This window comes from Nocardia transvalensis NBRC 15921 (assembly GCF_000308875.1).
GTDB classification, from domain to species: Bacteria; Actinomycetota; Actinomycetes; order Mycobacteriales; family Mycobacteriaceae; genus Nocardia; species Nocardia transvalensis.
Genome location: NZ_BAGL01000127.1, coordinates 218,654 through 231,583 on the forward strand (window position 1 = coordinate 218,654; position 12,930 = coordinate 231,583).

The 12,930-nt window shown below is 70.4% G+C and carries 15 protein-coding genes; 4 read left to right on the forward strand and 11 right to left on the reverse strand.

Translation table 11 applies throughout. The features are described 5' to 3' along the window. Positions 1-16: 16 nt before the first annotated feature. Positions 17-547 carry a hypothetical protein gene (locus tag ON41_RS36840; protein ID WP_051163360.1) on the reverse strand — a complete coding sequence of 177 codons (531 nt, stop codon included), beginning with the start codon at positions 545-547 and terminating at the stop codon, positions 17-19. Between the two features lie 76 nt (positions 548-623). Between ON41_RS36840 and ON41_RS36845 the strand changes: the two genes are divergently transcribed. Beyond that, positions 624-1,022 carry an NYN domain-containing protein gene (locus ON41_RS36845; protein ID WP_040753589.1) on the forward strand — a complete coding sequence of 133 codons (399 nt, stop codon included), beginning with the start codon at positions 624-626 and terminating at the stop codon, positions 1,020-1,022. Between the two features lie 56 nt (positions 1,023-1,078). After that, complete coding sequence (locus tag ON41_RS36850) at positions 1,079-2,236, forward strand: cytochrome P450 (RefSeq protein ID WP_040753591.1); 1,158 nt, start codon at positions 1,079-1,081, stop codon at positions 2,234-2,236. Between the two features lie 9 nt (positions 2,237-2,245). Here ON41_RS36850 and ON41_RS36855 read toward each other — a convergent pair whose 3' ends face one another. Then, the gene (locus tag ON41_RS36855; protein WP_157185770.1) at positions 2,246-2,953 is read right to left on the reverse strand and encodes a L,D-transpeptidase family protein; all 708 of its coding nucleotides are present in this window, start codon (positions 2,951-2,953) and stop codon (positions 2,246-2,248) included. Continuing rightward, positions 2,950-3,507 (reverse strand): TetR/AcrR family transcriptional regulator, encoded by a 558-nt coding sequence (locus ON41_RS36860; RefSeq protein ID WP_051163362.1) that lies wholly within the window; start codon positions 3,505-3,507, stop codon positions 2,950-2,952. Before ON41_RS36860 ends, ON41_RS36855 begins: the two co-directional genes overlap by 4 nt. A gap of 115 nt (positions 3,508-3,622) precedes the next feature. Here ON41_RS36860 and ON41_RS36865 point away from each other — a divergent pair, with 115 nt between their 5' ends. Together ON41_RS36865 and ON41_RS36870 are read left to right on the forward strand one after the other, a co-directional pair. Further along, positions 3,623-4,336 carry an SDR family NAD(P)-dependent oxidoreductase gene (locus tag ON41_RS36865; protein WP_040753595.1) on the forward strand — a complete coding sequence of 238 codons (714 nt, stop codon included), beginning with the start codon at positions 3,623-3,625 and terminating at the stop codon, positions 4,334-4,336. 312 nt (positions 4,337-4,648) lie between these two features. After that, positions 4,649-4,894 (forward strand): hypothetical protein, encoded by a 246-nt coding sequence (locus ON41_RS36870; RefSeq protein ID WP_040753599.1) that lies wholly within the window; start codon positions 4,649-4,651, stop codon positions 4,892-4,894. A 30-nt stretch (positions 4,895-4,924) separates the two neighbouring features. On the opposite strand, the gene dnaG is transcribed toward ON41_RS36870, so the two are convergent. From dnaG to ON41_RS36910, 8 genes are all read right to left on the reverse strand, one after another. Beyond that, positions 4,925-6,859: a DNA primase gene (dnaG, locus tag ON41_RS36875; RefSeq protein WP_040753601.1), complete on the reverse strand. Its 1,935-nt coding sequence runs from the start codon at positions 6,857-6,859 to the stop codon at positions 4,925-4,927. 47 nt (positions 6,860-6,906) lie between these two features. Continuing rightward, positions 6,907-8,169, reverse strand: a complete 1,263-nt coding sequence (locus tag ON41_RS36880; protein ID WP_040753603.1) for a deoxyguanosinetriphosphate triphosphohydrolase — start codon at positions 8,167-8,169, stop codon at positions 6,907-6,909. 19 nt (positions 8,170-8,188) lie between these two features. Further along, on the reverse strand, positions 8,189-8,881 hold the full coding sequence (locus tag ON41_RS36885; RefSeq protein ID WP_040753965.1) for a YdcF family protein: 693 nt from the start codon (positions 8,879-8,881) through the stop codon (positions 8,189-8,191). A gap of 68 nt (positions 8,882-8,949) precedes the next feature. Next, positions 8,950-9,627: an MBL fold metallo-hydrolase gene (locus tag ON41_RS36890; RefSeq protein ID WP_040753607.1), complete on the reverse strand. Its 678-nt coding sequence runs from the start codon at positions 9,625-9,627 to the stop codon at positions 8,950-8,952. A 44-nt stretch (positions 9,628-9,671) separates the two neighbouring features. After that, on the reverse strand, positions 9,672-10,085 hold the full coding sequence (locus ON41_RS36895) for a VOC family protein (RefSeq protein WP_040753611.1): 414 nt from the start codon (positions 10,083-10,085) through the stop codon (positions 9,672-9,674). Between the two features lie 50 nt (positions 10,086-10,135). Beyond that, positions 10,136-10,741 (reverse strand): response regulator transcription factor, encoded by a 606-nt coding sequence (locus ON41_RS36900; protein ID WP_040753615.1) that lies wholly within the window; start codon positions 10,739-10,741, stop codon positions 10,136-10,138. Between the two features lie 190 nt (positions 10,742-10,931). Beyond that, positions 10,932-12,137: a sensor histidine kinase gene (locus ON41_RS36905; RefSeq protein WP_246829676.1), complete on the reverse strand. Its 1,206-nt coding sequence runs from the start codon at positions 12,135-12,137 to the stop codon at positions 10,932-10,934. A gap of 34 nt (positions 12,138-12,171) precedes the next feature. Further along, a complete protein-coding gene (locus ON41_RS36910) occupies positions 12,172-12,930 on the reverse strand; it encodes an ABC transporter permease (protein ID WP_040753617.1) in 759 nt (252 codons plus the stop codon).

Consider the following 12,930-nt stretch of genomic DNA (forward strand, 5'->3'; position numbering starts at 1 on the left):
CGCCCTGTCCCGGTGATCACCAGATATCCGCCCAGGCCGGCCGCTCCGGGATATCGAAGGCCGCGGAATGCCCGTGGACCAGCATCGGCACGGTCGTCCCCGCCGGGATGCGGTCCCGCAATTCCGTCGCCCGCGCCCGGAAGAATTCCGAGTACACGTAGTCCTTGTGCTGCCGGACGTCCACGCCGGTCGCCGGATGGACGAACGTCACCTCGATCCGCACCCGATGCTGGTCGAAGCCGTTGACCCGGTTCAGCCGCCGGTAGCTCGACTCGGCCACCGTTCCGGTCGTCACCGACCCCGAGCGCCGCAGCGCCGCCCGCCGAACACGCCAGATCAGGCCCAGCACCACCTGGGTCCACAGCAGCATCGCGACCACCAGGGACACCGGCAGCATCAGCGTCGCCCCGACGCCGTCGCCGAATATCCGCCGCCCGAGCCACAATCCGGCCCACGCGACCCCCGCCACGAACAGCACCGCGGCCGCCCCGCAGACCAGTACCCACAGCATGGCCGCGGGACCGGCCAGAATTCGCCCCTGCCGCACCCGACATCCTCTCCTTCGGCGACATCTCCCCCATCGGTCGGCGAAGAACCCTCCGCCCACGCAGCGTACCGGCAGAATGGCGACAGGAAGGAGGGTCGGCGTGGTGGACGAGATGGTCGTGGTGGATGCCGCGAATGTCGTCGGGTCCAGGCCCGACGGCTGGTGGCGCGATCGAGCCGGGGCCGCCCGGCGGTTGCTGGACGCGCTCGAGGCGGCGCCCGATGTGCTCACGGCCGAAGTCGTCGTCGTGCTGGAAGGGGCGGCCAAGCGCGCCGTCGATCCCGGAGCCGTGCCGGCCGGGAGGATGCGGGTGGTGCTCGCGGAAGGATCCGGCGACGACACGATCGTCGACGTCGTGGCATCCGCCCACGCCCGGCAAGTCACGGTCGTGACAGCAGACCGCGGCCTCCGACAACGGGTAGAGGCCCTCGGCGCACGCACGGTCGGCCCCCGCTGGCTCTTGGACGCCCTCTGATCCCCGCCGCGGGTACTCGGCGAGAATTACTGGGCGGCAAGGGAGATGATGGCGCCGTGCTGAATATCTTCGACGCGGATTTCGCCCGCGACCCCTGGCCGGTCTTGCGGTCGTTGCGGGCCACCGGGGGCGTACATCGCGTCAGCACCCCGGACGGGCCGCCCGCCTGGCTGCTGACCGGTTACGACGACGTGCGGGCCGGACTGCTCGACGACCGGCTGTCGACGGCCGTGCGGCATGCGAACGGCCGTGACTATCGCGGGTTCTCGGTCCCCGCACCCCTGGACCGGTTCCAGGCCGCCGAGCCCGATGAGCACGCGCGGCTGCGCCGGGTTCTGGTCGGCGAGCTACAGGCCCGGCGTCTGACCGAGTGGCCCGAACGTGCCTCGGCCCTGGTGGATCCGCTACTGCGGACCGTCGAGGGGGAGCGCGAATTCGATCTCGTCGAGCGCATCGCGATACCGCTCCCCGCGGCGATCGTGACCGAACTGCTGGGGCTGCCGGCCGCCGAAGGCGCGGCGCTGCTGGGCTGGGCCGAGTCGACACTGCGCCCCGGCGCCGCCCCACGAGCGCGGGACACCCTGGCAACCATGAGGCAGATCATCACGGCCACGATCGATCGCGGCGGCCGGGGCGCGGACACAGTGCTCGGCCGGCTGGTTCGGCCCCAGGAGGAAAGCGGCGCAGTGGATTCCGATGAGCTGGCCAGTCTGCTGTTCTATTTGTTGTTCGTGTTCTACGAGGTGCTCGTCGATCTGATCGCGGGTGCGGTGTGGGCCCTGGCCGACCGGCCGGATCGGCTCTCCGCGCTGGAGATTGCGCCCGAGCGCTCGGTCGATGAGCTCCTGCGTTACCTGTCGCCGCAGGTCCTGGCCGGCCCGCGCTTCGCGACAGCGGACATCGAGATCGGCGACCATACGATCGCGGCCGGGCAGACCGTGCTGCTGTGCCTGGCCTCCGCGAATCACGATCCCGCGACGTTCCGCGACCCGGAGGAACTGGATCTGCGCCGCGATCCCAACCCGCAGTTGGGCCTCGGCTTCGGCGTACACGCCTGCGTCGGCACCGCTGTGGCGCGACCGGTCGCCGCGGCCGTGCTCACGCGGATCCATGCCCGATGGCCCGCGCTGCGTATCGCGGGCGACGCCGGTGACCTGCCGTGGCGTTCCGGGTTCCGCCATCGCGGCCCGCTCACCCTGCCCGTGCGGACCTGAACTTCCCGGTCAGGTGGGGTGCATGCCGATGACCGGGTGGCGGGCGGGGTGGAGAGTGGTGAGGAGGGTGTGCATGGTGTTCGGGTCTACCGCTACGCAGCCTGCTGTTGGTTCGTTCGCGGAGACGTGGAGGAAGAACGCGGAGCCGTCTCCCGGGATGGTCGGGGTGCGGTTGTAGTCGATGACCAGGGCGTAGTCGTATTGGGGTGCGGTGCGGGCCAGGTTCTCCGCGGCTGTGGTGTCGAACGGGCAGGTCGGCTCGGCGCAGCGGTACTTCTGGTTGTAGAGCGGGCTGCCCGGGTCCGAGACCCACCACCAGGTGTTCGACGAATCGACCTGTAGATAAGGAAGATTCGCGGGGACGGGCAGGCGGCCGAAGCCCTCGGACAGGGGGAAGATGCCCTCCGGAGTGTAGGACGCGCCCTCGCGCGCCCGCGTCGAAATTCCTTCCGCGCCAACCCATGCGGGGACCGCGAGCGTGCGCTCCCAGTCCGCGCCGTCCGGGCGCTGCCACAGCTCCAGGGTTCCGTGGTCGGCGCCCGCCGGGGCGGTCACCCAGACGACCTGAGTTCCCGGGACGGACGCCGGATCGAAGGGTGGCTTCTCGCTACGGGGGACCAGGACGAGGACCAGGACCGCAGCCGCCACCAACACCACGACCGATACCGATATCCACCGGAAACCACTGCGCCCCAGCCACTTCGGCCGCGCTGTCACGCGCGCTCCGCGCGCAGGCCGTCGAGCACGAACGGCAACGATTCCCGCCAGGCCGACTCGCCGGCACTCTCCCCGAGCAGCGACAGCGCCCAGAGCAGGTTCACCACGGCGGTATCGGTGGCATCCGGCCGGATCGCGCCGGAGCGGCGCGCACGCTCGAAGACGGCCGAGAACTGGCCCATCCCCCGCGCACACGCCTCCGCCAGCTGGACCGCGGTCGGATGGTTGCCGACGAATGCCTCGAGCAGGCCGCGATCGATGGTGAGCAGATCGAGCATGGCCTCGGCGAATCCGGTGAACGCGAGCCACGGATCCGGTTCGGCGGCGGCGCGGTCGGCGATCTCGTCGAATGCCGACACGCGGGCGGGCAGCAGCGCGTCGATGAGCGCGTCGCGGGTGGGGAAATGGTTGTAGAGGGTGCCGATGCTGACCCCCGCCCGCCGCGCGACCTCCTCCAGCGAGCCCGCGAGGCCCTGTTCGGTGAACACGTCCGCGGCCGCGCGCAGCAACCGGTCGCGGTTGCGGGCGGCGTCGCGGCGCATCGGTTTGGTCACGGCCCTCATTCTACAAAACTCGAGGGACCCCTCAGATAAAACTTGAGGGCCCCCTCAGTGTAGTGCTAGCCTGATGAAAACTGAGGCACCCCTCAATATCTGGAAGGAAGACGAAATGAGCACTCCCACAGCCGTAATCGTCGGCATCGGCCCCGGTCTCGGGTTGTCCATGGCGCGTCGCTTCGGGCGCGAAGGATTCCGGATCGCGTTCGTCTCGCGCAGCGCGGACCGCCATCCCGCCTACCTGGCCGAACTGGCCGCGGAGGGCATCGAGGCAACCGGCTATGTCGCCAATGTCACCGACGAGGCCCGTCTGGGCGAGGTGCTGACGGAGATCGATAGCGCCGGCGCTATCGAATTCGCCTACTACGGCCCCGGTGCGCCGGGCGCGCCGATCGTCCCGATCGCCGAGGTCGACATCGCGACCGCGCGGGCCGCCTTCGACTGGGTCTGGCCCGCCGTGCAGGTCGCGCGGGCCGTGCTGCCGGGCATGATCGAGCGCGGCACGGGCGGAGTGCTGATCGCGGGCGGGCTGTCGAGCATCCGCCCGATGCCGATGCTCGGCCAGCTCGCCCTGGCCTCCGCCGCCCTGCGCAACTACGCGGTCACCCTGCACGCCGACCTCGCCGGCCGCGGCGTCTACGCGGGCACGCTCACCATCGGCGGCCTGGTGGAGCGCGGCGACATCTACGCCGCCGTCACCGCCGATCCCGCGAAATACGGTGCCGCCGAGGGCCATACGCTGAATCCGGACGAGATCGCCGACACGGCGTGGGAAATGTACCGCGCCCGCGACCGCGCCGAGCAGGTGTTCGACGTCCTCGGCTGAGGTTTGCCCGCGCCTTGCGGTGCGACCTGTCGGACCCTTCTGGCATGCTACTCACACATCCCGTTCCGGCATGCTGCGAACACATTCCGTTCCAGCACGCCCCCGACACATTTGCCGGCGAGCTGCTAACACATCTCCCGGCATGCCGCTAACGCATCTCGCGGTGAGCTGCTAACACATCTCCCGGCATGCTTGTGGCTGGGAGCCATGGTGGTGCGGACGGCACGCCCGGATGCGGCGGCCGGATCGACAGCGCACGCGGGCGTCGGGCAGGATGTACGGCGCGGACAGTGACTGGGAGGAGCCCAAGGAATGCTGCGGTTGATCATCGGCCTCGCAGCCGGATACGTGCTCGGGACGAAGGCCGGGCGCGCCCGTTACGAGCAGATCAGCAAGACCACCCGCGCCATCACCGCCAGCCCGGTCACCCGCAAACTGGTCACGGTCGGCCGCCAGAAGCTGTCGGACAAGCTCAGCACGCAACCCAAGCTGGAGCCGATGGAACCCCTGGACGAGCGCACCACCGTCCTGATCCCCCACGACCAGATCCGCGGCTGAGCAGGTACGACGGAACGGCGGTCTCGGTGCTCAGCCCATGGCCTGGTCGCGCAGGCTCTTGCGGTACTGCTCGAGGGCGACGACGTCGCCGAACAGGGACATGTAGGCGTCGGCCTGTTCGGTCGCGGAGATGCGTTGCAGCTTCGACTTCAGTTCGGCGACTTGGCGACCCACCCAGGCCTCCTGGACCCCTGCCAGCAGTCCGGCGATGATGCGCGGCAAGTCGTCGAGGGATTTGGCCGGGACCGGTTCGGCGGCGAGTTCGGAGACCAGGGCGCGTAGACCTAGGTCGTCGGTGTGGTCGGCGACCCGGGCGACCCATTCGGCGCCGCCGAGTCCCGCGGCCGTACCGCCCGCCTCCGCGATCGCGGTCCGCACCGCGACATAGGCGGGATGGGTGAACGCGTCGATGTCCAGCGCGTCGAAGACCGGCCCGGCCAGCGCCGGATACTGCAGCGCGGCGGCCAGCGCCTGACGCTGCGGCAGCAGGACCGGATCGTTCGGCCGCGGCGGCGCGGTGATCTGCGCGGGCACCCCGGCGTCGCCGTCCGGTGCCGGGGCGGAGGCGCGCCGGTCCGGCTGGGCACCGTTGCGGCCGGTCCTGTTGCGGCCGTGCAGGTTCCGCGCCTCGTCGCCGACCCGCCGTTCCACCAGCCGCTCGTCCATGCCGATCAGCCCCGCGAGCCGGGTCGCGTACGCGCGGCGCTTGGCGTTGTCCTTGATCTGGGCCACCACCGGCGCGGCCTCGCGCAGCGCCTGCGCCTGCTTGTCGGCGCTCATATCCTTGGTGATCGGGTCGTCGTAGTGCTTCTCGACCATGCCGCGGATCACGAAGTCGAACAACGGAACTCGCCGCGCGACCAGATCGCGGACCGCGCCGTCGCCGGCACTCTGGCGCAGCTCGCACGGATCCTGACCGTCGGGCGCCACCGCGATATAGGTCTGCCCGGCCAGCCGCTGGTCGCCGGAGAACGCCTTCAGCGCCGCCGCCTGACCGGCCGCGTCGCCGTCGAAGGTGTAGATGATCTCGCCGCGCCAGAAGTTGTCGTCCATCAGCAGCCGCCGGAGCATCGTCATATGCTCCTCGCCGAATGCCGTACCGCAGGAGGCGACGGCGGTCTTCACACCCGCCAGATGCATCGCCATCACGTCGGTGTAGCCCTCGACCACCACGGCCTGATGGCTCTTGGCGATCTCCCGCTTGGCCAGGTCGAGACCGAACAGGACCTGAGACTTCTTGTACAGCACCGTTTCCGGCGTGTTGATGTACTTGGCCGTCATCTGGTCGTCGTCGTAGAGCCGGCGGGCGCCGAATCCGATCACCTCGCCGCTGAGGTTGCGGATGGGCCACAGCAGCCGCCGATGGAACCGGTCGATGTGCCCGTGGCGGCCCGGCTTGGACAGGCCCGCCGCCTCCAGCTCCTTGGTGTCGAAACCCTTGCGCTGCAGGTGTTTCGTGAGGCTGTCCCACCCGCCGGGAGCGAAACCGCAGCCGAAGTGCTTGGCCGCGTTCCGGTCGAAGTTGCGGTCGGTGAGGTATTTGACGGCGGCCGCGGCCCCGGGCTCGTTGAGCTGCGCCATATAGAACTCGTGCGCGGCGGCGTTGGCGGCGACCAGCCGGGAGCGCGTGCCCCGGTCGCGCTGCACCGAGGTCCCGCCACCCTCGTAGCTGATCTGGAAACCGATCCGGTCGGCCATCTGCTCGACGGCCTCGACGAATCCGATGTGGTCGATCTTCTGCAGGAACGCGAAGACGTCGCCGCCCTCGCCGCAGCCGAAGCAGTGGAACAGACCGTGATTGGGCCGCACGTGGAACGACGGCGACTTCTCGTCGTGGAAGGGGCACAGCCCCTTCATGGAATCCGCGCCGGCCCGCTTGAGCGAGACGTATTCGCCGACGACGTCCTCGATGCGTACGCGTTCACGTATTGCCGCGATATCGCGATCAGGGAGTCTTCCGGCCACGGTGTCCGAGTCTAGCGCCGCCCCGGGCGCGTCTCCGACCCGGAGGCTCAGGGAATGCCCGCGGCCACCCGTTCCAGGCGGCTCTCGGTGAACGAGGCGATCTGGTCGACGATCACCCGGATCCGGGCCGTGTCGTCGGGGGCCTCGTCCCACCACGGCAGCAGGACCGGGTCGAGGCTGCGGGGAGCGGTGGCGAGGAGGTGATCGGCGACCAGCAGGAGGCGTTCGCGCTGGGCGGCCTGGCGCTTGTTGTGTTCCGGATCGGACATGACGTACCGCAGCGCGACGGTCTTGAGCATCGCGACCTCGGCGGCGACGACGCGAGGCACCTCGAGATCGGCGGCGTAGCGCGACAGCCGGCGTCCGCCCCACGCCTCCCGCGTGGCCTCCACCGCGGCCGTCGCGAAACGGCCCACCAGATCGCTGGTCAGGCGTTTCAGCGCGACCGACGCGCGCAGGGTCCCGTCGTATTCCGCGGCGGCCGCGATCACCGGGAGTTCCGACAGGCGTTCGGCGGCGCCGGTAAGCTCGTCGTGGGTCAGCGTGCGGTGCTGCGCGCGGCCGAGTTCGGCCAGTGCCCGCTGCTCCGCCGGATCGGCCAGGGCACGCAGGTCGATGCGGCCCGCGATGACCCCGTCCTCGACGTCGTGCACGGAGTAGGCGACGTCGTCGGACCAGTCCATCACCTGCGACTCCAGGCACTGGCGGCGTTCCGGAGCGCCCTCGCGCACCCAGTCCAGACGGCGCAGGTCCACCTCGTACGCACCGAACTTCCCGCCGGAAGCCGTTCTGCCCCAGGGATATTTGACCGTCGCGTCCAGCGCCGCGCGGGTGAGGTTGAGCCCGTAGCTCTCCTCCCCGCCGAAGCTCCCCGCGGCGAACACCTTCGGCTCCAGGCGGGTGAGGATGCGCAGATTCTGCGCGTTCCCCTCGAATCCGCCGTGGGCGTCGGCGAATCCGTCGAGGGCGCGTTCGCCGTTGTGGCCGTAGGGCGGATGACCGATGTCGTGGGCCAGCCCGGCCAGATCCACCAGGTCCGGATCGCAGCCCAGACCCTCGGCGATACTGCGGCCGATCTGGGCGACCTCGAGCGAATGGGTGAGCCGCGTGCGCGGGGTGTCGCCGTCGCGCGGGCCCATCACCTGCGTCTTGTCCGCGAGCCGCCGCAGCGCCGCCGAATGCAGCACCCGGGCGCGGTCGCGGGCGAAATCGGTGCGGCGCGCGGGGGCGGGCGACCAGTGCAGCCCCGCGGTATCCCGGACCTCGGCGACCAGCCGCTCCCGATCTTGATCACCGTAGGCGTCGCTCATGGCGCTACTCCCGTGAGATTCATTGCTCCGCTGTGTATTTGAAGTCGGCGGAGTAATGGGTGAGGTGGTACCAGAGCAGGGCCGCCGTCTCGCGGGCGATGCCGTGGAACTGCGATTCGCGGGTGTAGACGGCCGGGCCGGTGCGCGTGGGCGCCGTCCACGCCTTCAGGCCCTCGTCGCGGGCCATGGTGCGGGTGCGCAGGGAATGCCACGGATCGCTGACCAGGACCGCCGAGCCCAGGTCGCGGTCGTGCATGGCGGCCGCGACGGCCTCGATGCTCTGCACGGTGTCCGAACCGGTCTCCACCGCGAGGATCCGGTCCGCCGGCACACCCTTGTTCGCCAGGTAGGTTTTGCCGGAGGCGGCCTCGGTGTAGTTGTCGCCGCTGCGTTTTCCGCCGACGGTGATCACCAGCGGCGCCACGCCGCTGGCGTACAGGTGCTGCGCCTGCTGCAGCCGCGCCTCGAAGACCGACGACGGGGTGCCGTCGTACTGCGCGGCGCCCAGGACGACGATCGCGTCGGCGCGGGAGTAGTCGTCGATGCGCGCCACCTGCCACACCCGGATGGCCGTGCCGCCGACCACCACGATCGCCATCAGCACCGTGCCGGCAATCAACCGGCCCGCCCAGCGCAGCACCGCGGACCCGCGGCGACGGGGTGCGGGCGCGGCGGAACGGGTGGGCGCGGGACGGGTCGGGGCCGAGGGCATTCCATGAGTCTGCCAGCGCTCGGTCACGCCGAGGTTGCGGTGTGACGCGGTCTGCATCCAGCCGGTTTTCACCAACCGCGCTGTCGCCACTCCGCGAGATGCGGGCGCTCGGCGCCGAGGGTGGTGTCGTCGCCGTGGCCCGGGTAGACGGCCGTGTCGTCGCCGTAGCGATCGAACAGTTTGCTCGTGACGTCGCCGTAGAGGGAGTCGAAGTCCTCCGGCGATGTGGTCCGGCCGACACCGCCCGGGAACAGCGAGTCGCCGGTGAACAGGTGCGTGCGCCCGGCGCCGTCGGTCAGCGCCAGCGCGACCGAGCCCGGGGTGTGGCCGCGCAGGTGGATCGCCTCGAGGGCCAGATCGCCGACGCGCACCGTATCGCCCTCGGGCAGCAGCCGGTCCGGCGCGACCGGCAGCGGGGCGGCGTCCAGTTCGTGGGCGGCGGTCGGGATGCTCGTCTCGGCGACGACCTTCTCGAGGCCCTGCCAGTGGTCGAAATGCTGGTGGGTGGTGACGATCAGCCCCACCCGGTCCGGCGCTTCCTGGCCGAGCAGTTCGAGGAGGCGGTCGGGTTCGTTGGCCGCATCGATCAGCAGGGCCGCGCCGGAGGCGGTGTCCTGCACCAGGTAGGTGTTGTTGTCCATCGGGCCGACCGACATCTTGACGATGCGCGCGCCCGGCACATCGCGCTGCTGGGGGTTCGAACCCGGCGAGACATGACCCGTGTAGGGAGTATCGATCGCGATCATCCCTCCGATCGTAGTCGCGGAAGGACTGCCGGACCGATCGCCGGTCAGCTCGCGGGCGGCACCGGCTCGCCGGAGCGGGTGGCCAGCCACTGCTGGATCTCGAGCAGCGTGCCCTCGGGATCACGCAGATAGGCGCAGCGGACGCGGCCGCCGAATTCGACCGGACCGGCGGCGATTTCGGCGCCGCGGGCGGTGAGTTCGGTGAGGTAGGCGTCGAGATCGTCCACGCGCAGGGAGACCAGCGCGGTATCGGCCGAGCCGGGGCGCAGCGCGCCGCCGAGCATGGCGTCGAGATCGTCGCGGGCGTGCAGGGACAGGCTGCTGCCGAGGTCGGGCTTGAATGCCGCGTACGGCGGCTGCGGATCGTCGAACTGGGGTTTCAGGCCGATGACGTCGCGGTAGAACGCGAGGCAGCGGTCGAAATCGGACACGATCAGGCGGATCTGGGTCAGATGCACCGTGCTGAAAATACGCCCTCGCCTCCAGGCGATATCCCCAGGTCCGGACCTTACAGCCAGCCGAGGCGCTCGGCGGTGCGGACCGCCTCGGCGCGGGTGCGGGTGCCGGTCTTGCCGATAGCCGCGGACAGGTGGTTGCGGACCGTGCCCTCGGACAGGTGGAGGCGCTCGGCGATGGCCCCCGCAGTCGCTCCGTCGGCGGCCGCGGCGAGCACCTCGCGCTCGCGGGGCGTGAGCGGAGACGTTCCGGCGGTGAGGGTTTCGGTGGCCAGCGCCGGATCCACCACCCGCAGGCCCATCTGCACGCGCCGCACGGCATCGGCCAATTCCCTTGCGGGCGTGTCCTTGACGATGAATCCGTCCGCACCCGCATCGATCGCCCGCCGCAGATAACCGGGACGGCCGAACGTCGTCACCATGAGAATCCGCACCCCCGGATGGGCGGCATGCAACCGCTCCGCCACCGAGATCCCGTCCAGCCCAGGCATTTCCACATCCAGCAGCACCACATCGGGAGTGGTGCGCTCGACCGCCGCCAGCACCTCGTCCCCCCGCCCGACCTCCCCCACCACCTCGAGATCCGACTCCAACCCGAGCAGCGCCGCCAGCGCCCCCCGCACCAGCGCCTGATCATCGGCCAGCAACAGCCGGATCACCGCCCGAACCCCCACGTCCCGAATACGCCCACGCCAAGACGATAACCCGCCCCGCCCCCAACCATTTCCCGGCAGCCCGCTCACACATTTCCCGGCATGCTTTTGGCCGGGATCCATCGTCGAGCCGGTGGATTCCGGCCAAAAGCATGCCGGAAAACGGGCCGGCATGCCGGAAGACGGGCCGGGCGGGTCAGGGGGCTTCGGGGAAGGTGGCGGTGAGGGTGAGGCCACCGGTGGGTGGGACCGAGAGGGTGAGGGTGCCGCCGGCGGCACGGACTCGTTCGCGTAGGCCCGCGAGGCCGGAGCCGTATTCGGCGGCGGGGTTCATTCCGGTGCCGTCGTCGGTGATTTCTATAGTGGTGGCGGTTACGCGCACCGTGCAGCGGTGGGCGTGGCTGTGGCGGACGACGTTCGTGATCGCCTCGCGCAGCACCCAGGCGAGGATCGTGTGGTCCCCGGGCGGAAGGTCGGAGGCGGCGGGCAGGTCGGCGTCTATTCCGGCGGCGCGCAGTGCCGTGCGGGCGGTGGCCAGTTCGCCGGGCAGTGTGGTCTCGCGCAGGCCGCCGACGGTGTCGCGCACTCCGGCGAGCGCCTCGCGGGCCAGTCGCTCCACATCGGCCATCTCGGCTTTCGCCCGGTCGGGGTCGAGGTCCACGAGCCGTTGCGCCAGTTCGGTTTTCACGGTGATGACGGTCAGCGAATGCCCGAGGATGTCGTGCACGTCGCGGGCGACCCGGTTGCGGTCCTCGACGATCTTCAGGTCCGCCGCCTGCCGCTGGGCCACGAGCCGCAGCCGCTTGCCGCGCCGGCCGATCTCGCGCCCGCACCAGATCGCGATCATGAGGAATGCCAACAGAAACGAGGTGCCGCCGAGTTGCCAGGAGGGATTCACCGCCGACACGATGACCAGCGCCGCCGCGATCGAGACGACGACGAAGCCGGCCTCCCGGAACGGGAGCGTGATCATGGCCATCATCGCGACGTACATCGCCATCGGCAGCGCGGCCCCGCCCAGCAACCCCAGCTCCGCGCAGACCAGCACGCCCATGGCGCCCAGCACCCACCAGACCCGGCGGTCCGGGGCCGGATCCGCGAACGCCACCTCCTCCTCGGAACGGTGAAACCGCACCGTGACCACCATGATGAGCACCGCGAGACCGACGACGCCGGCCGCCGCGAAACTCGCGCGCACCTGCTCCCCGCGTTCCCAGCGCTCGCTGACCGGGCCGACCGTGTAGAACAACCACAGCAGCGCCAGGAATCCCCCGGCCCCGCCCCGCCGCCATCGAGATTGCTCGGTCGGGCCGACGACCGCGCGATCGAGCAGCTCCGAGATCCGCCCGGGAATCCCGTTCGGCCCGAAACGCTCCCGCTTCCCCTCGGCATGCCTGGTCACAGGGCCGGACGGTACCCCACCCACCGCGGGCCGGTCAGCGGGCGGTGTCACGCCGGAACAGCAGCGCGGCGCCGCCGCCGAAGACCACCGCCCAGATCACGACGTTGCACACCGCGATCAGGGCCGGTCCGGTCCCGGTGTCGCCGAACGGCAGCCGGGCCAGGGTGGCGATCCCGTTGGTGGGGAACACCTTCGAGACCGTCTCGAACCAGCCGTGCAGCGGCATGAACAGCCCGCCGGCGAAGGACAGCAGCGCGAGGACCAGGCCGAGCACCTGCATGACGTTCTCCATCGGCAGCAGATAGCCGATGAACAGCCCGAACGCCGCGAAGACCAAGGATCCGACCCACGCGATGAGGAAGCAGCCCACCCACGCCGACGCGGGCAGCTCGGCGCCCCGGATCGCGCCGGCCACGAAGACCACGGCGACCGACATCAGCCCCAGCGTCATCGCGACCGCGATCTTGGTGGCGATGTAGGCGAGCGGCCGCAGCGGGGTCAGGCGCAGCTGCCTGCTCCATCCCGCCGCCCGCTCCACCGACACCATCGCCCCGCCGGTGGTGGTGGCGAGCATGGCCCCGTACACCGCCATCGACACCATCACGTAGGCGGTGACGTTCCCGGAGCCGTAAGCGTCTGTGCGGAAGGATGATTGGGTGCCGAAGAGGGCGAAGAACACCGCCGGCATCACCAGCGTGATGACCATGGTCCGCCGGTTGCGCAGCAGTCGCCGCAGCTCCGATCGCAGGAATTCGAGGCTGAATCCGCCCAGGCCGGGGGCCTGCGGCGGCAC

Excerpts from the sequence above, each read along its gene's own strand:
- ON41_RS36845 (WP_040753589.1), top strand. The coding sequence starts at position 624 with ATGGCGACAGGAAGGAGGGTCGGCGTGGTGGACGAGATGGTCGTGGTG.
- ON41_RS36865 (WP_040753595.1), top strand. The coding sequence starts at position 3,623 with ATGAGCACTCCCACAGCCGTAATCGTCGGCATCGGCCCCGGTCTCGGG.
- ON41_RS36870 (WP_040753599.1), top strand. The coding sequence starts at position 4,649 with ATGCTGCGGTTGATCATCGGCCTCGCAGCCGGATACGTGCTCGGGACG.
- ON41_RS36880 (WP_040753603.1), bottom strand. The coding sequence starts at position 8,169 with ATGAGCGACGCCTACGGTGATCAAGATCGGGAGCGGCTGGTCGCCGAG.
- ON41_RS36885 (WP_040753965.1), bottom strand. The coding sequence starts at position 8,881 with ATGCCCTCGGCCCCGACCCGTCCCGCGCCCACCCGTTCCGCCGCGCCC.
- ON41_RS36890 (WP_040753607.1), bottom strand. The coding sequence starts at position 9,627 with ATGATCGCGATCGATACTCCCTACACGGGTCATGTCTCGCCGGGTTCG.